Raw genomic sequence first — 18,003 nt, 5'->3', positions numbered from 1 at the left:
ATTTGGAGGCGTATGACATTATGGGCACCATACTTACTGGTTACACTGGTTAATACTATATTAACATACCAGGATGGGCCGTCTTGTAAAGATCATACATTGCAGTATTGTGAATCTATTTAAGTATACCTTGCTAAAAAACGAGTATGCCGAAAAGCAATCCGGGATAATCCACTATATGTCCAGGGACCTAACTTAGATCTAACTCCATTGATACTAATCAATAGCCAAAGGGATAGTCTTGACCAAACCGGTTGAATCCGGTCACATAGGTTATCAAGCGGCCAACACACGGCTGCTTAATAGCACCTTTCTGCCGGGATCGGGGTAATCCGGGCCGAATGCAAATGGGGGTACGAATGTCTGAGCAGGTAACAATATCGCTGCTAGGCGGTAATCCGATATTGCTTGATGGGCTGAGCCGGCTTCTATCTGAAAATAACTTCAAGATAGTCAGCTTAGGGAGTGCTGTTTCCGCGGTGGAAGTATCACCTGATACGGTAAATCCGATATGTCATCTCATACTTATTGATGGCTTGGTTGAAACGCTCGGCGTGGCGCTTCTTGACGAGATTCATCGAAAAATGCCTCTTGGCTTGATGATCGTTCTTACCGATAAGTTCGAATATGAGCTGATGATGGAATGTTTTCAGCACGACGCGAGCGCCTATATTGTCAAGAAAATATCAACCGATTCCTTGATCGCCTATCTCAACCTTGTTGCTGTCGGCGAAAAAGTAATGCCATCGGACTTAACCAACAGCCTTTTGTCGCGCATGCCTAGTAGCCCAGTACATACGCACCGCATTGCGATGGCGGAGACAGGCTTGACGGCGCGTGAAGAAGAGATCCTGGCCGGCCTGGTCGCTGGACAGCCAAACAAGGTTATATCACGCCGTTTTATGATTAGTGAGGCCACAGTAAAAGTTCACGTTAAGGCAATATTGCGTAAGATAGGCGTTCAGAACCGAACTCAGGCTGCAATATGGGCTATGGGGGATCGCGACGAGGCTGCCTGTTCTCACACAGATGGCTGTCACCAGGCTTATCCTGGAAACGGACGCGCGATCGAGCATCTGTAGGCAAAGCTGTACCTGTACTGATCCGGCCGCGGCTACGGAGATACGCAGCATAGCACATACGTCGTGATGGACGGCAGGGTAGAGCACGCGCCGATACTGATGCATTTTGCTTTATATTGATGTCGGGCTTTGGCGGGTCCGAGTATGGTGACCGTCAATGTCGCGTCCGTAACGATCTTGCCTGCAGGTAAACCTCGTAAGTCAAGTTCTATTGCTTGGTATGATTCGTATCTTACACTTGGCTAAGACCTTCTGTATTCACACCACAATGGTTGTTCTTGGCGCCCTTCGCTCCCTTTGTCGGCCATTGATGTGACAGGCGCGATCTGACTCAGGCTCCGCAAGGAGAACCGGGAGGGGCGACTCTGCACTTGCCGACCGATAAGTAGATGGCGCGCTTGCAGCCGTACTTTACGAAGAGCCACGGCAAGCCTCGGATCGATGATCGGGGGTGTTGAGCGGGATCGTTGTCGTCAATCGCAATGAGCAGCGGTGGCGGTACGCGCCCAGCGCTTATGGACCGCACAAAGCCGAGCGACCCTGTTTCGCGCTCGCGAACGGCTTGCCGACCGGCGTACCGAACTCATCAACGCACTCAGGCAGCCCTTTACGAATAGGGCCATATCGTGCTGCAAGACATCCGTCAGATCGGACGGATAGAGGATATCCTTGACCCGTCACACAGTGACTTGCCTGATCTGATGCGGGACGAATGCCGTGATTTGCTGGAACAGATCGCCGAACAGACGGTCCGTATTAACGCGCGGACGAAAAAGATCAAAGCTCTAGCAGGCGAGGCTGACACCGCCCGTCGCTTGCAAGCGATCCCCGGGGCCGGCCCGATGACGGCTCTGGCTGTCGAGGCATTTGCGCCGTCGATGGAGAGTTTCATTCAGGGCCGCGCCTTTCAGCCTGGCTAAGCCTTGTACGGCGCCAGTTTTACTCAGGCGGCAAAGAGCGGCTCGGTCGCACCTCAGAGGCAGGACAGGCTGATATCCGCCGGTTGCTAATATAGGTATGCATTCGGTGAGCGCCCTCTAGTTTGGCGCAACTGATGCTACGCGGCTTGCGCGATGGCTTCGGGGCGCTGTTGTCGAGCTTTCCATTCCCACGGCAATAGCTCGGGAAGTCGTGTCTGAGGATGGTCGGAGATCTGCGCGATGGCGTCTCGCAGCCAAGCATGCGAGTCGACATCGTTGAAGCGGCAGGTCTGGATCAGCGTGTACATGGCGGCCTCACGGTCAGAGCCGCAGAAGGTCCAGTTCCAGCGCCTGACGGCAACGGTTGTCACGCGGCGTTCGGCCGCGTTGTTGGTCATGCAGATCCTGCCGTCGGACACGAAGCGGGCAAAGATGTTCCAGCGTACCATGTAGTTGATGGCCTTGGCCGGATCGCCCTTGTGCGACAGGCGCCCATATTGCTGGCGCAGGAACTGCTCGAGCCCGACAACGAGCGGGGCGACATGGACTTGTCGCAAGGCGAGCCGTTCACTTGCGTTTCGCCCCCAAATCACGCGTTCGGCAGCGAAGATCGCATCCATGCGGGCGACGATGTCGACCGTGAGCGGCGTCCGGCGCAGGCGGGGTTCCTTGAAGAACGGGCGACGGGCGTGTGCCCAGCGCCCGTTCTTCAAGGATGGCCCTGGTTTGCGGCATGCAGCGTAGAGCGCGTCATAGCCGCTATAGGCGTCAGCCTGCAGGATGCCGGAATACCGGGTAAGCTGCCACTGCGGATGGGCTCCTGTGCGGTCGCGGGTGTAGTAATAGCAGACAGGGCGGGTCTGTGCCGCCAAAGGGGCGGTCGTCGAGAACGGATGCCCAGATCCTGCCCGTTATGGTCTTGCCGGCCGCCCTGGCTGGCACGGTCGTATCGTCATAGTGGATGCGCTCGCCGGCGAGGATGTGCGCCTCGATGACGTCGACCAACCTGCGCAGCAGAACGGTGCCGTGGCCGACATAGTCGGCAAGCGTCGACACGCTGATGCTCATGCCTTCGGTGGTATAGGTTTCGCTCTGGCGTTTGAGCGGCTCTTGCCGGTGGCTATCCAGACCCCGTGCCCCGCCCGGAACAGGGATCATGCTTTGAGCTCGCGCAACGCCGCAATCAGCAAGCTCGCAGACAGGCCGCCAGCCACACGGATGGTTACACCGCGGAGCTCGATGACCAGGCATGTCGGACGCATCGTGGTCGATCTCGGGCGGATACGCATGAACGGCCACGGCCGCAAAGCCGGTCGGCTGCGAAAGCTTGCTACACAGTTTGCGCAGCCAATGGTAGATCGACGACGGCGAGACGTCGACATCGCGCGCAATAACGGCAACCGACGCGGCAGGCACAATGGCTGCCTCCACAAGGCCAAGTTTCGCTCTTCGCTCCAATGGCGACGCCGCTCAACGCCGGACAGTACAGTGATCTGGGCCATCGCCACGTCTCGAGCCACGGTGCAAGCCACGATGCTTGCACCGTGGCTAACATCTCAGCTCACACCATCATCCGCCAAATGCCCCTCGCCGGATGCAGACACTGATGCACCCTGAACCTGGGAGCAAAGACATATATGTCGGACCAGGCAATCAGCGTGACGAGTGCCGCCAGTGGGAAAGCGGCTCAACATCAGCCGGGCTACTTCAGACAAGCAATTTCCGTCGTCCCATCATTTCGATCGTGATGTCATAGGTACTGCGGAATAATCGAGGCGCGAGCAGGCGTAGCGACGCCAAATAGACGAGCATGCCGATTGCGATCAGGGACGCAAGCGTTAGGATAGGAGGCAGGTGTTCGCCAAATTCCGCGCTGATTGCGAGTAAGGCGCTCATCATTAACCCGGCTGCGACGGCGGGCGGTAATATGGCGGTCAAGGCAGCGTCCCAGCCAAGGCCTAAGGCGTTGAGGGCAAAGCCCATCCGCACTGGCAGTACCAAAAGAGTTGCCGTCGAAAAAGCGGCCGCCAATGCAACGGGTCCGAAACGTGCGGCAACCACCATCACGACAATATTTGCGCTCGCAGCCAGTGCTGATGTCATGGAATCAAAATGGGTTCTTTGCCCCACGATGAGCGTTAAGGATGCGAATTGAGCAAGCGATAGTAGGTAGCCGCTAGCCGCCAGCGCCGAAAGTATCGGCGCTGCAGCATGCCAGCGCGGTCCCAGCAAAAGGTGGACGAGGACGGGGGAGGTTGCAGCAAGACCTGCAAAGGCGGGAGCCGTAACAACGCTTGTCATGGTCAAGCCCCCAAGAAACGCTCTGCCGCGAGCCTTGGTGTCAGGAATTCCTGCAAGCGTAGGAAGTGCAACCGACGAAATCGCATTACCTAGCATAAGATTGGCCGATAGCATGATCCGCTTGGCAGCATTGTAGACCCCTGCCACTGTAGGCCCAAACCACGCGGACACGATGAACAGGTCAGCGTCCGATGCTATAGAATTCCAAGCAGCGCCGAGCGAAATATGACGCACGCGCTGCCACAGGTCGCGTAAGCCCCCTAACGTAATAATCGGGCGTGGCCGGTAGCTGGCGCTTATCCAAAGGGTCACGACGTTGAACAGGTTAATGGTCAACTGCTGCGCGACAAGGCTCCACAAATCATAGCCTGCAAATGCCATGCCCAAGCCGACAATACCGCCGCATACCACTGATAAAGTCGCGCGGATCGCCAGGGCACGAAACCGCATGGCTCGGGCGAGCCAGGCACCGTGCGTCCCGGCAAGGCTCATTGCCAAAAGGATCAATGCCGTAACGCGTAAGACAGGCGCGGCGTCTGGCGAGCCGACCAATCGTGTCACCTCACTAGCGAACAGCATGAGCATGGATGCGCCCAGTCCGCCTGTGATCAGCAACACGTTGAAGCAAAGGTCATAATCGCTATCTGTCACTTCCCCGCGCGCGTTCGTCGCGGAGGCTACTGGGTCAAACAGCAGGCGTCTGATCACTTCGACGATAGCAAGGCTGATCGCGACAAGTCCAAAACTTGCCTGCGATACAAAACGGGCGATAATTAAAAAAAACAACAGCGAAAGGATCTGTCCTGCGCCTTGCCCGATAACCGCCCAAACCGCATTACTGCCAATGGATGCTCGGCTCGCGCTAGCATCAATTCGCGGAAAATGCGCCCTATTGCGCATCGTCATGAAACGGGCCGTTGCGGTGCCAGCAAAGCGGCCAGGCTCGATATATATTGGCGTCTAAAAAGTCGTATTACCGATTTCACAACACATGTGTATTGATTTTCTGTTGCATTTATATCGGATAATAAAATGTAATGGTGATTTGTTCTAGTTCGATAAAGCTGTAGCACTTGCCCGCCTCCAAGTAAAAACGTCTCTAAGCGCTCTGAGTATAAGGTACGATGTTATTACATAGAACTCGAACGTAAAAGCCCATGATATGGGTTGTCTGTCAGATACTAATACAACCGGCAAACAGGCTAAAAAGACAGTTAGCGTCGCAAGATGGGCTGGAAAGTCTTTTCGCTCACCACCGTACCGATAGATAACATAGGGAACCCATCGGCCAATGGCGTGACTAATGCACAATACTGTGCCGATTCTATCTATCGACATCATCAAGGCGTAGCCCAGCGTCCGCTCCAACTGGAGCATAAGCATAGGGATGATGCGCAACTTCGGGGATAGTGTGTTAAACCATATGAAAGTCAGACGCGTGATTCCTAGCAACAGCAAGGCCATGGACCAACGCCAAGCGACGAGGCTTAATCCGTCCAATTGCCCGATGCGTGTTAGGGATGACGGTTCCGCCAATGTTTGAGCGACTGCACCTGCAGCCGCAAAGCAGATGCCGAACGTCCATGCCCAGGATGCGCGAAAGTGATGTCCGTACAGAGCATATTCGGGGCTGACGACCGGATTTATCTCCTTTGCCAATCCCACACGATCGTTATCTTGGTACCCAATCTCGTAAACAGCGAAGAATGCTAATAAGTATAAACCGATCGTGACAGACGTAGCAATGCTATTTGGACTTAGGAGTGAGAATGAAAGCCACAAGACTGCATAATCATATCCCAAAATACCATTTAAAATATAATTCTCATTTGGTCGTTTAACCCTAGTTGTATAAACAAGAGGAATCATAGGAGTGAGTCCAGCTTTTTCGTAGACAGAGGCATTCCAGCTCACGTAATGGCTGCGTGCACAAAGGTCGCACAGATCCTTATCTATCATGCTATCGGTAATCGCTGTGCTTTGGGAAAGAATGTCCGAGCCCAGCTCTTGTCTGAGGGCCTCTCCCTTGCCGACTCGTCTGAGCCTGGCGCCAGATAGCAGGGACGACGATACGATGAGGTCGATGCGCGTGTCGATCGACGCAAGCAACGGCTTCACGATGAATGAAAAACCATATGTCGCAACGACAATACGCTTGGGATTGAGTGCTGCGACAGTATGGATCAACGAATTGTTGGCATATTGGAGCCCAGCCCCGACCGCATATGTACGCCACGTAAACCACGACCAAGGAGAGGCTAGGAGAACTGCTCCAATCCGTATCCAGTCTCGATACCATTCCGGGCGTTCGCGAGAAATTAGGCGCCAAGGTTTGATGAGCCCGAGTATTTGCAGTATCACGGCCGCTATGATCTTCGGACGGACATGAGCAAGGAACTCTTCAGTAGAGTTTCTCAGCCATAGGGTTTCGTCGAAATCCAGAATAAACAATTCAGGACGGTATTTTCCATCGTTAATGAGTTGGCCTTGGAGCTCGAGCTCATCGGTCCATTTTGCCTGTGTGCTCACTGATTGGCTATCCTTGCTGATCAAGCGGCGCCTAACTGTGCTTAATTTGGTTAAGGCGCGACGGTCTTGATCGATCGAGGGGGGCACTGAGTAGACGATATGCGTATCGTTTTCCTCGGCCAAGCTGTGGTCAGCTGCATCAGGTACAGCGCGCTACTACGCCGGGTCGTCAAACCGGTATTAGTACCGGTAAAGTTGCCAAGGATCTGGCTCAAAGTCGCTTACCATAAATTCTCAGGCCCCAGGTCAGGATTCCGCTTTATTATGATTATGAGGGCCGGAAATGACAGGGCGAATACGGATTACGATTAAATAGGCTGACGGGTTGATCTGAACCAAAAGGGTAATTGATTATGCAATTTGCATTAGACGAAAGCCGATTCTGCCGTCGTTGCGACCTTTTATTGCAGGATGAAGATCTGAACGGACCTTCATAGATTGCGAACGATAATATTACTGAGATGGTTTTGCAGTATGAAGTAAACTACAAGGTAATTATACAGCAGTAGTTCGTCGAGAGGCGGCATCAAACTGACTGTGCCTAGGAAGGCACGGCAGCATGAAGCGAGGCGCTGTACTCCGATACCCTCCCATTGAGGTACCTGGCGAAACGGCAATCTACTCTCATACGTCAGGCGTAAAATTCATACAGCTCGCGTATCGCTGTTGGCTTTGGCGGTATCGCCCCCCCCCAATCGGAGTAGTCTGCACGACCGGATCATGTCGTAGTAATACGAGGTCGTCGGCCTTATTCTAGGATTACATCGGCGTGCCTACTCAGTAATAAGGAGTCAAAGCATCTTGATGGGCTATTACCTTTTTCTAGAGGCGTCGCATAGAGCGGTGTTTTACGCGAGTGAGCGACCTGCGGGCGTCAATCTGGAGCCTAACCGTCCGAACCTCGTTTACCTCAGAACAGCGTGGGAGACGCAGCGATGATCAACGTCACACGTTCATGTCCTCAAGCGCTAGATAGAGCTGCCGTATCGACAGCAAACCAAGACAGCGACATTCCATATAGCATGACGGCATTGCTGAGTCTGGCCGTTCAGCGAGAGAATGCGGAGCATCAACTGCAGGCGCGCCAGGCAACTCGCCTATATTTAGCACGATGGGGAGCAATGGCAGCTATCGTATCGGGATCGATAGCCGGTCTGATGACAATTGCAGCGCCGCGGCATGTCGGTCACCTTCAGCGAACGGCCCGGCCAACGCCGACCGATGTCCCCGCCATTCATACTGCGCCGGTTACGGACCAGCATGCCAAACGAAGTACGCAAAGTGCCCCTATACGGGCTGCGGTACCGGTTGTCAGGTCCATTGCCCAATCGTACGGTAGCGTAAATCGAGTTAATGAGGATCATGTTGATCCGGTAGCCGCATTGACGTTATCGTCGGCGACATTTGGAACTTCGGTTCAAAAACGAGATGGAAACACGGCATCGCTGGACGAGCACGCGGTGACAAGTCGATTGGCGGCCTCGGGGGATAACCTGATACGGTTGAACTCGCCTCCGCAAACGCTGATCGATACAAAAGTAGTCGACGCGGATGATCACAGTCTCGACGCAAGAGCCCAGGAACAGCGTCGGCTCACAGCAATCGATGCGATTAGAACGCTTCGGTCTCGTTAAGTATGCTGCAGGCGGCCATGGTAGGCCGCTGCCTCATACGTGAAGCAACGCCGTTGCAGTATTTCGGCGCGGTCAACCCGGTTGCCTACAGCCGGAACGAGATCCCGAGACCTCCCGAGGCAGCACTCGCGCCAGAGGATAAACCGGCGGTCGCAAAGCCGGTTAGCAAGAGGCCTCCCGTACCGATACGTCGAGAAGCACCGGCAAACATCTCATGGCTGTCTTTCACTAGCCGACTAGCCGATTGTGCGTAATGATATGACGTTAGTAAGACGGTTCTATCATCCACCGCAACTGAAGTTCCCACGGACGCAGATACTCCATTCCGAAGGTGGAACGTGGACGGATCGCCTAGAACGCGGTAGCCGCCTGATACAAACGGCGCAAATTTTCCGACGACTTTGCTGATTTGCACTGCTCCAGCATAATCAGCTTTGCCTGATGAAAGTCGACTTTCCTGCGAGGCTATCGGAAGTTTGACACGACCGGCCAGCTCCACCTCGATGGTACCGCTTAGCGGGACTTCGTAAGAGGCGCCTAGCGTAAGGTCTCCAAACCCGTCGGACTTCTTTCGACCATTCGAAGGTGACGCTACGACAATTGGCGTAGAGTCTATTCCTGTAAAGACCGTGCCATTGCTACGGATCCGCATGTAGGGAAGGGAGGCGGTAATCCGGAGCGGCCCCGTTGCATACCGCACGCCTAAAGCCGTATTCCAAATTTTCGCATCCGCGTCCGATCCGAAGTTACCGGAAGCGTAAGATGTTCCAAGCGAAAAACTGAAGGTACGAAACGGGGTTTCTAAGCGGTCTATAGACTGAGCAACTGTCACAGGCGAAACCGTCGCAGCGGCATTCGAAGGGGATCCTGCTGATGATATCGCTACCTTCATAGTTTGACCGTCCGCCTGTACGTGGCAAAATGCTAAAGCAAAAAAGCTAGTTATAGTGTGCTTTATCACTAGTCGTTACTCCTACACGTTATACGCAATCTGCGACTAGCGCTTTAATAATTGAGATTGCCAAGTACTGGAACCCAATACCAATATTGCGAGACTATCGATAATTCGTGTTGCCGTATCCTGTGACTATATGATTATTTAACGCGCGATTGTATGAAATCGCTCTTACAGATCGGCTTTTTGGGCGTATCCCAAGTCTTGTTTTATATTGAAGTATGAGCGTCCTGCATCTAAGAAACCACATCACGGGCGCCATCGAAATAACGAAAAAGATTATGGTAAGTATGTATGCGAGCGTATATGCAGCAAAAACCGTTGCTAAGAAACGCCGTATAATGAGTTTCATGTTAAAGCCTCGCGGATCTATAACAGTTTACTCATTATATACTAGACTGATCAGTTTCCTAGAATCGCAATTAATGTTTACAACGTTTGCGCTGAGTAGAGAAAATGTCCTTTGGCAAAAGTTGCCAGACGGACTGCAACCTATGTTGGAAAGTAGCGGCTACCGACATTAAAAATTCTGGCGTGATGGCGTTGGTTCACCTAAAAACGAGATGAAACGCCTCGCTTACTTAGCCAAAGGGGGAGGACGGCAAGCGAGGCGCTGAGCCGCTACCCTTGCGGGCGGACGTCCGGCTCGGAACAATGATGCGTCTGGCATATTTTCAAGCCAAGGACGCAAACGGACATATCCCAATGTGCTAGTAAGGCTTCGTTCGGTACGCTTAGTCTGGTGTACCAGGCGTACCGAACGGCCAGTCAATCAGCGCATCCCCTCCAAGGTGATCGACTGATATGTAACGTTTACCGGAATACGACGCGCTTTGCTCCTACTGTTCTTGATTACTCCTTTTGTAAGTGTGTCTGGCCGACCGTAGATAATCGGCTTGCGTGACTGCTTGCTAGGTTGTTCGGTCCAGTTCCAGGGCATGAGTCCGTTAACAGCGCGGTTGGTCACCGGCAGCTATCTTTCGGCGACGTCAGCAATACAGGTCTGCGGGTTGAGACCGTCTCCTTGTAGGTCTGAAAGGCGGTGAAGATCGGTGGCCGCGCTCGCCGCCCCTTTTAACCGACGAAGGCCAGTTTCGTTGTCAGAGGTGGTTCGGTTCATCTGAACAGCTCGGCGCGATTGCTAAGTGGAGCGTCCGCCGGTTTCATGTCGCTGCGAGAAGCGGCGGGTTGAAGTAGACGTGGTCGGGCGTCCTGCGGTCAAGTGACGAGTGGGGACGCCGTTCATTGTAGAAGGCCAGGTAACGGCCGATCGAGGTGCGGGCCTCGCTGACCGAGCCATAGGCCCGCAGGTAGACCTCCTCGTATTTCACGGAGCGCCACCGGCGCTCGACGAACACGTTGTCCCGCCAGGCGCCGCGGCCGTCCATGCTGATTGCAACCTTCTCGCGTTGCAGGACAGCGGTGAATGCCATGCTGGTGAATTGGCTTCCCTGATCGGTGTTGAAGATCTCCGGCGTCCGAAGCGCGTTAGCGCTTCTTCCAAAGCCTCGATGCAGAAATCGGTCTTCAGCGTGATCGACAGTCGCCTGCTGAGCACCCGCCGGCTAAACCAATCGACGATGGCGATCAGATAGACGAAGCCGCGTGCCATCGGGATGTAGGTTATGTCGGTTGCCCAGACCTGGTTGGGCCGCGTTACCAAGAGCTTGCGCAGCAGATAAGGATAGATCTTGTGCCTCGGCCGCCGGTAGATCGCCTCGATCGCCATCTTTTTCATCAGCGTGGAGACGTGCAGCCGGCCGACCTTGATGCCTTCGGCGGCAAGCAGATCGCGCAACATCCGGCTACCCGCGAACGGGAAGTCCATGTGCAACGCGTCGATCCGCCGCATGATCGCGAGGTCGACCGCCGAGGTCGGCCTGGGCAGATAATAGATGCTGCCGCGGCTGATCCCCAACTCTTGCGCCTGCCGTGTCACCGGCAATGCGTGCGAACGGTCGATCATCGTTTTGCGCTCGGCAACAGTCCCGCCTTGCCGAGCGCCCCGGACAAAAATCGTTCACCAGGGTCAATTCGCCGATCTTGGCGTGCAACGTCTTCACGCCGATCGCCGGCTCGCTATGATTCTCCGGCCCGAAAACCCCTGCCGCCCCTTCCAGCAGCTGGCCGCGCCACGTCGTGATCTGGTTCGGGTGAATGTCGAACTGCTGCGCCAACTCGGCCAGTGTCTTTTCGCCCTTCACGGCAGCCAAGGCCACCTTCGCCTTGAAAGCCGGGCTGTGGTTCCGGCGTGTTCGCTTCGTCATCTGATCTCCTGTTCCGCAGCTATGCTGGCGGCCTTCAGGCAGAAGCTCCACTTACCAGCCTGTCCAGATTTGCCGAGCCACCTTTGCCCCATGGCAGCGCGGTGCGGTGCGCGTTCAAGCTAAGGTTAACGATTCTGAACGCCGAATATTGACGAAACGGCGCAATAAGAAGCTAACGTTTCGTGGCGTCGGCGATGGCCTGGGCTATGTCGACTTTGGTAACGGGCGTTACGGTGCTGAGTCCTGTGTGACTAGTGCGTCGGCAAGGGCATCGTCCGATTCTGCCGCGCCGCCAGCGCACGCCAGGCGGGCCGTCGCAGGTTTAGGCTTCTTTTGCTGGACTAGGCACCGATGTTGAGAATGGCGGTAAGCTGCGAATTTCGCGGAATTGACTCAGCTAGCGCCGAAACTGTGCGCCAATCCACCTTCTGCGAGGCGGCTGGTCCCAAAAAAGTTCCGTCGATGAACCGGTAAGTCGACAAGCCGACAAGTAGACATGTCGACGGGTTGACCGGTCGATATATATATTTGGGATGGGATTACTCTGTGAAGCGACGGCGCGATGCTGCGATAATGCTAAGTTAGCTACCATGCATTCGCCGCCTCTCAACAGCCGTATTCTTACCAAACGAACAACACCAGCGCCGTGATCATGTACCGAAGGACCCACCGTCAAAAGTCGATGCCTCGGTGCCAGTCACGGGATCGTCGCACAAACGCGTGAGCTAAATCGGTTCGAACGTGTTTCTCGAATGCCGCGGGTCTGGACTTTGGATCTCGCACACATAGAGCTGTTAAAAGCTCAAAAGCTATAGCGTGTGCCGACGAGCGTACGTACATCACTATATGTTGGGCTGAACGCATCGTTCGTCACGGTGCGATGTACATACGCCACATCAAAGTCAAAGCTCAGACGGCGGTTTGCGCTGTAGCGCGCACCCGCGCCGGCCTCGGCGATCTTGTCTATCCGCGAAGAATCTCGGAAATCATTGTAGCGATAAGATCCGCGAGCGTTCAGAATGAGCGAGCGCAGAAGTTCGTAGTCAGCGCGCACTTCGAGGCTATTTGCAACAAAGCCCGTAGAGCCTTGCAGCACCGCCTCTTCCACGCTGCGGGACGCGACCAGCGACAGGGTTACGAGCGGGGTTAAAAAGTAGCGTATGTCGGCATTGGCCGCCACGCCGGATATTGTGGCGAAACGATTGGTCTTGAAGCTCCGTCGAACATAGCCAGCACCGATCGAGCCTTGGATTAATTGGCCAGGCCCGAACAAAATTCCAACGAGCGCCGTCAGGTTCGTTCCATCGAGATTTGGAATGCCAGGTGCCGATTGATCAAGCCGATAGCTAATTCGGGTACCGGTTCCCTGTGCGAATACCGAAAAGCCCATAGTCACCATATATTCGGCACGCAAACTTGCCCGCAAGCTGTTCTGATCGCGCGCGTTTTGATCGATGACGTCTACGATTGCGCCGGTGGGCGAGAGCGCGCGGGTGCTGCGAAAATCAAAGACCGTATAGTCGAGATTAGCGAAGCCCCGAAACTTGCCGGTGTCGCGGTGCAATCGGGCATAGACCTGGCTTTGAAGGAACGTGATTGGCGTCACGATACCATCCGGACGACCGCTGGAATCGCGTCGCTCGACCAGCTGCTCGCGTTGCGCACCGGCCTCGACATCCGTTGACTGTGTCACGGTGTAGCGGCCCGAGGCGCTAAGCCGGTAGCTAGTTTCATTAGCATCGCTGTTACCGGGAAACCGGGTCAGGCGCCCGCTCGCTTCCAGACGCATTTCACCGTTGGAAAGGTCGGATCGTGCCGAGACACTTGGTTCAAACTGGACCAACGGCGCACCTTTGCGGTCGGTAGGGTTTGCAAACAGGTTGCTGTCGTACCCGGCACCAAGAGCGACCGATGGGAAAACCTGGAACGTGCCTAGGCGGACTCCCATGGGCGCAAATTCATCCCGGACTCGTTGGCGCACATCCAATGCTATTCCGTTCTCCTGGTCGACAATCGACGTACCAACAGGGTCTAGTCGCGGCAGTGCACTCTCCTGTGCGGTCGCGGGCATAACGGCTAGCGGCATGAATATACCTGATGCCGCCAATGTGATCAAACGCGTCCCAAAACGATGCATAGGCCCCCCTTGCGTTGCATTCTCGGGCCGCGATCAGGCGGCCATCATGTCCATCGTGTCGAAGCGTTCTATCAGGCCAACTGTGCTGCGAATGTTGCGCTCGCTCGAGGCGCCAAACAGTATTGAACGAACATAGGGTTCTTGGACGACCCATTCGATTGCCTCCGCCGCGGGGATCGCACCAGACGCTAGGACCGACATTGCGATGACACGCGCCGGCCAGCGCTGCGTTGCGTCCCGATAGGCTTCGATGCCACCCGACATGCGAAACCCGGACTTGTTGACGTTGGCACATACGATTGGATTGTGAATGCCCACCGAGGCCAGCATCGGCAGTAGCATCGGCAAATTCATCGTAATGAACCCCGGCTCGGCATCATAGCGCGCCCGGATATGGTCAGCGAAGATCTTAAACGCGTCCGCGTAGCCAAGTCCGAGCAGCATGTCAGTAATCACATTTTGAACGAACACGATGGGCGTCTTTAAACCGTGGAAAGGCTTCATTTCGGCGTCGATCAGCAAAGTTGCGATGCCTTCCACGTCGCGGCCCATAAGAGCTTTACCGCCGCGCAGGGCGGTATCGAAAATGCCTCCGCTGGGCAGGAATTTGCGTACGGTACCAAGATAGCCAAGATCGGTGACGGCGTTCGCATATTTATGCGCGTACGGCATACAGGGATAAAACTGAAAATCCGGCCATTCGTCAGGTGCGCTGCGCACAGCATCGGCGATCTCGCTGATCCTGTCGTGTGTCGTGCACATGAACGCCTTGATACCGGCATCGCGCGCGGCTGTAAGGGTATCAAGAATTGCCGGCAGTTCTGCAAATTGCATCATCTGCTGGCGCGCCTTGTCCTCCGACATATGATTTATGCCAAAGAACTGATTATCGCCAAATAAAATTCGGTCCATGGATCAGGTCCTCTTACCGGGGAATAGATGTCAGTAGGAAATCGCGTATCTTGTTAGTCATTGATTCAGGCGCGAAACTGGACAGCCGATCAGCGTTTGAAAGCGGCGAAGCCAATAATTTGCTCATTGCCAAATGGAGGCTCGGGGTATCATCAACGATGGCCAAACCGGCGGTGTGGTGGAATTTTGTGGCTGTATCCAGCTGATGATCGGTCGTGTGTTCGCCCAAGCTCGCGCGTCTGGGCAGCATGAGCATCTGGCGTCCGAGTTCGAGCGCTTGAAGGATGGACCCGATGCCGACATGGGCTACAAACAACCTGCAGTCGGTCATGTGCTTCAGGTACACCTCATGCGGCATCATCCGCGTCCATTCGGCATATTGTGGTTCGTATACGCCGCTGCCTATTTGAATAAGCACGCGAGTTTTAGGGTTTTCACCAGCCCACGCGTCGACCGCGCGTGTAAGTCTATCGAACGGCAACATCGATCCTACCGAAGCGAAGATCATTGGATGCGTCCAGTTGCAGTTTGCGCCACTGGTTAATATCCAAAGGCGCGAGCAAGCATCGTGGCTTTTGGACGTTTTACTGCAGCGACAGCGATCGGTACCACGGGTTCACGGATACCGTCCGCCGCACTGCGGATCATCCCAAGTGTATGATCCGTCTCGGCGCCACTCACGAAGCTATTGACGTATCCAGTCGCTGGATCATTCATGGCGCTTACGAAGCCTTCCAACTGCGCGGAGTATTCTTCACCGCGCAAATAAAAGGCGGGATGTGGCGTTAGGTCAGTAATATTGCGAACCGTCCATTTTGGACGATACCCTGCTGAAACCTTGCCTTTGTCGCCGACGTAAACCCGAACCTCCTGTCTATCGACAGAGATTTTACCTCCATCCCCCCATAAGGTCAGGCTGGTCGTCATCTTACGAATTGTCTCATCAGCCCAGTTGACGGACACCTGACCGGATACCCCGCCTGGGAACATAAGATTGGAGTAGATGGCGTCATCGACATCTTCGGACCATTGCTTCGTAAGTTGTGCTCCGGTACAAAAGACCGGCTTGCCAAGGTACCAGTTCATCAGATTGATGGGATGCGCCGCATAATCATACAGGCATCCGCCGCCTTCTGTCGGCTTACTCCGCCAAGTTTTGGCAGCGGGCTTGAGTACAACGGGACCATAGGCGTCCGCATGAACATGGCGAATCTTGCCGATCGTACCAAGATCGAGCAGGCGCTTTACCTCAGCAAAAGTGCCAACGAACCGGTTATGATAGCCGACCTGTGCCGCTAAATTCTGCTCGGAGGCTATTTGTGCTAGCTCCGTGCTGGTTGCCGCGGATAATGTAAGCGGCTTCTCGCAGAAAACGTGCAGTTTGCCTGCTAGAGCTCGGCGGATCATGGCCTCATGGTGACGGGTAGGGGTTGCTATAATGACGCCGTCCAGATCCGGAACCGCCAAGACATCGTCATACTGAGGGTAAAAAGGAAGTTTTGTATATTTTCCGATCATGCCACCGATCATTGCTGACGTGTCGCAGATCGCAACCACCTTCATTCCTGGTGTCGCGTTGGCTATGCTCAGATGAGAAACGCCCATCTTTCCCAACCCGACCACAGCGATATTTCGGACAGCTTCCATTAGTCGCATCCCCTGATCTTCCGATTCGATCATCACCATAGGCGCGTGTCGGATTCCCGGTGTAGCAGGTAACAGTATTACTCATTGTGAATGACCTGAAATCACAGATTTATCCAACTAAAACTGTAGGACCCAGTACGGGGTATACCTTAATGATATTGGCGGTTGGGAAGGCAACAGTCATTCGAGTTTCCATGTGCTAGATGTCAGGGCTTATTCGTACGTACTCATTTTGAGCTAGTATGATATCACAATAGTGATTTCTTGAAGACCTCAATGCAATCTACATTTGTGGCATGCTTGAGAGTGTGAAAATCGTGCAGGGCACCGAGGGCCGCAACCAAGGCGTGCAATGGCCGATCGTCGCACTTTTGATTGCGGCTATCGGCTACAATGCCATACTCGCCATCGTAAACGCACACGTAACAAGCCTGTCTGTGACGCAAGTGGCGTTGTGCGAATTCATCGTACTGAGCGGGGCAGGGGTGATCGTTGCCCGCCAAAGGTTAACGGTAGATGATGGCGCGTGGCTAACGTTCCTGATGGGGACATTCTTTGGGACAGTGTTCCTGTCTCTGGCAAACGGGAGCGTCCTAGTCGAAGCGTTGCGCAATGTGGCGATTGTTGCATTGTTTACCGCACTAGGGATACGCTCAAATGCCTATACAATTCGTGCCGCTTTTCTGGTTGCTGTTGGCATCGTTGGTAGTGTTATGATCTTTGAAATACTGGCCGTCAGTCAATATAGTCAGCTCTTCAAACCTTTTAGCTATTATCAAAATACTCGCGGGATAGGCGAGATTGATTACGGAGACGTTGGTCTTTTTGGTAACGCACTGGGGTTTGAAGGACGGTTCAGCTTCGGTATATTTACAACGCCTCGAACATCATCGATATTTCTAGAACAAACGTCGCTTGCCAACTTTGCGAGTGTTGTCGGGATCTATCTAGTGACCATGTGGCGATGGCTAGTTCGTGGCGAGCGAATTCTGATCGTATCCTTCGTTTTACTTGCCTTGATGTCTAACAACACGCGTATGGCATCAGTGTTCGCAGGAATTACGCTGGCCGGCTACTTTTTGTATCCGCGACTGCCGCGCTACGGCACGTTGATCTTGCCGATCATCCTGCTTGGACTTGCGGTTGGGTTATCATCGTGGATGGGGCCTTCGAAAGAGGACGATCTTGCGGGGCGGATTGGCCTGACGGTCCGGCTGCTGTCATTGACGGATTTCCCAGCATCACTAGGCCTTCGTGTCGCGGATGCGACGGAATTTCCTGATAGCGGATATTCCTATCTCATTTATTCCTGCTCGCTCGTTGGGGCTTTTGCCATCTGGCTGTACGTAGCGCTTGCGATCCCTTTCCGGTCGCCTGAGCAGCGTCGCTGCGCCTGGGCTGTAAGCCTGTTCCTGTTTCTCAACCTGCTAGTCGCCGGCAACGCGGTGTTCAGTATGAAGATAGCCGCGCCACTCTGGCTGCTAGCTGGCTTCATGCGGTCCTCGACCGCGTTCCCGCGCTTGTCCTGGCGCAGTGCGCCGGTGCTCCGGCTGCGCAAGCTGTCTTGGGAGCCGGCCATATGACGCCCCTTTTCCAACATCGACGGTCATGTCCGTTAC

Annotated in this window: 11 protein-coding genes and 3 pseudogenes; 5 read left to right on the top strand and 9 right to left on the bottom strand. The window is 54.5% G+C overall.

The features are described from left to right. Positions 1–359: 359 nt before the first annotated feature. From SJY41_RS20585 to SJY41_RS20570, 4 genes and pseudogenes are all read left to right on the top strand, one after another. Positions 360–1,082: a LuxR C-terminal-related transcriptional regulator gene (locus tag SJY41_RS20585; protein WP_380784254.1), complete on the top strand. Its 723-nt coding sequence runs from the start codon at positions 360–362 to the stop codon at positions 1,080–1,082. 389 nt (positions 1,083–1,471) lie between these two features. Next, positions 1,472–1,611 (top strand): annotated as a pseudogene (locus SJY41_RS20580) (transposase); the annotation flags it as partial. A gap of 97 nt (positions 1,612–1,708) precedes the next feature. Beyond that, positions 1,709–2,002 carry a hypothetical protein gene (locus tag SJY41_RS20575; RefSeq protein WP_380784253.1) on the top strand — a complete coding sequence of 98 codons (294 nt, stop codon included), beginning with the start codon at positions 1,709–1,711 and terminating at the stop codon, positions 2,000–2,002. After that, positions 1,948–2,097 carry a transposase gene (locus tag SJY41_RS20570; RefSeq protein WP_380784433.1) on the top strand — a complete coding sequence of 50 codons (150 nt, stop codon included), beginning with the start codon at positions 1,948–1,950 and terminating at the stop codon, positions 2,095–2,097. Before SJY41_RS20575 ends, SJY41_RS20570 begins: the two co-directional genes overlap by 55 nt. A 42-nt stretch (positions 2,098–2,139) precedes the next feature. On the opposite strand, the gene SJY41_RS20565 is transcribed toward SJY41_RS20570, so the two are convergent. The 9 genes and pseudogenes from SJY41_RS20565 to SJY41_RS20525 all read right to left on the bottom strand — a co-directional run bounded on the left by SJY41_RS20565 (position 2,140) and on the right by SJY41_RS20525 (position 16,423). After that, the gene (locus tag SJY41_RS20565) at positions 2,140–2,310 is read right to left on the bottom strand and encodes a transposase domain-containing protein (RefSeq protein ID WP_380784432.1); all 171 of its coding nucleotides are present in this window, start codon (positions 2,308–2,310) and stop codon (positions 2,140–2,142) included. A 63-nt stretch (positions 2,311–2,373) separates the two neighbouring features. Continuing rightward, a pseudogene (locus SJY41_RS20560) lies at positions 2,374–3,070 on the bottom strand (IS66 family transposase); the annotation flags it as partial. A gap of 639 nt (positions 3,071–3,709) precedes the next feature. Next, positions 3,710–5,209, bottom strand: coding sequence for an oligosaccharide flippase family protein (locus SJY41_RS20555; RefSeq protein WP_380784252.1), 1,500 nt, complete (start codon positions 5,207–5,209; stop codon positions 3,710–3,712). A gap of 144 nt (positions 5,210–5,353) precedes the next feature. Further along, a complete protein-coding gene (locus SJY41_RS20550) occupies positions 5,354–6,832 on the bottom strand; it encodes a hypothetical protein (protein ID WP_380784251.1) in 1,479 nt (492 codons plus the stop codon). A gap of 3,752 nt (positions 6,833–10,584) precedes the next feature. Then, a pseudogene (locus tag SJY41_RS20545) lies at positions 10,585–11,688 on the bottom strand (IS3 family transposase). Positions 11,689–12,490: 802 nt separating this feature from the next. Further along, a complete protein-coding gene (locus tag SJY41_RS20540; protein ID WP_380784250.1) occupies positions 12,491–13,825 on the bottom strand; it encodes an outer membrane beta-barrel protein in 1,335 nt (444 codons plus the stop codon). A gap of 33 nt (positions 13,826–13,858) precedes the next feature. Beyond that, positions 13,859–14,737 (bottom strand): hypothetical protein, encoded by an 879-nt coding sequence (locus SJY41_RS20535; protein ID WP_380784249.1) that lies wholly within the window; start codon positions 14,735–14,737, stop codon positions 13,859–13,861. A 13-nt stretch (positions 14,738–14,750) separates the two neighbouring features. After that, positions 14,751–15,245, bottom strand: coding sequence for a glycosyltransferase (locus SJY41_RS20530; RefSeq protein ID WP_380784248.1), 495 nt, complete (start codon positions 15,243–15,245; stop codon positions 14,751–14,753). Positions 15,246–15,277: 32 nt separating this feature from the next. Further along, positions 15,278–16,423 (bottom strand): Gfo/Idh/MocA family protein, encoded by a 1,146-nt coding sequence (locus SJY41_RS20525; protein WP_380784247.1) that lies wholly within the window; start codon positions 16,421–16,423, stop codon positions 15,278–15,280. A 269-nt stretch (positions 16,424–16,692) separates the two neighbouring features. Here SJY41_RS20525 and SJY41_RS20520 point away from each other — a divergent pair, with 269 nt between their 5' ends. Beyond that, positions 16,693–17,967, top strand: coding sequence for a hypothetical protein (locus SJY41_RS20520; RefSeq protein WP_380784246.1), 1,275 nt, complete (start codon positions 16,693–16,695; stop codon positions 17,965–17,967). The last annotated feature ends 36 nt before the right edge of the window (positions 17,968–18,003 follow it).

The organism is Sphingomonas sp. R86520 (assembly GCF_042466285.1).
Lineage (GTDB): Bacteria > Pseudomonadota > Alphaproteobacteria > Sphingomonadales > Sphingomonadaceae > Sphingomonas.
This window is presented reverse-complemented; position numbering and strand designations above follow the sequence as displayed.

What these genes read in the sequence shown, in the direction of transcription:
- SJY41_RS20555 (WP_380784252.1), bottom strand. Translation starts at nt 5,209, where the DNA reads ATGACGATGCGCAATAGGGCGCATTTTCCGCGAATTGATGCTAGCGCG.
- SJY41_RS20585 (WP_380784254.1), top strand. Translation starts at nt 360, where the DNA reads ATGTCTGAGCAGGTAACAATATCGCTGCTAGGCGGTAATCCGATATTG.
- SJY41_RS20565 (WP_380784432.1), bottom strand. Translation starts at nt 2,310, where the DNA reads ATGTACACGCTGATCCAGACCTGCCGCTTCAACGATGTCGACTCGCAT.
- SJY41_RS20540 (WP_380784250.1), bottom strand. Translation starts at nt 13,825, where the DNA reads ATGCATCGTTTTGGGACGCGTTTGATCACATTGGCGGCATCAGGTATA.
- SJY41_RS20530 (WP_380784248.1), bottom strand. Translation starts at nt 15,245, where the DNA reads ATGATCTTCGCTTCGGTAGGATCGATGTTGCCGTTCGATAGACTTACA.
- SJY41_RS20535 (WP_380784249.1), bottom strand. Translation starts at nt 14,737, where the DNA reads ATGGACCGAATTTTATTTGGCGATAATCAGTTCTTTGGCATAAATCAT.
- SJY41_RS20525 (WP_380784247.1), bottom strand. Translation starts at nt 16,423, where the DNA reads ATGGTGATGATCGAATCGGAAGATCAGGGGATGCGACTAATGGAAGCT.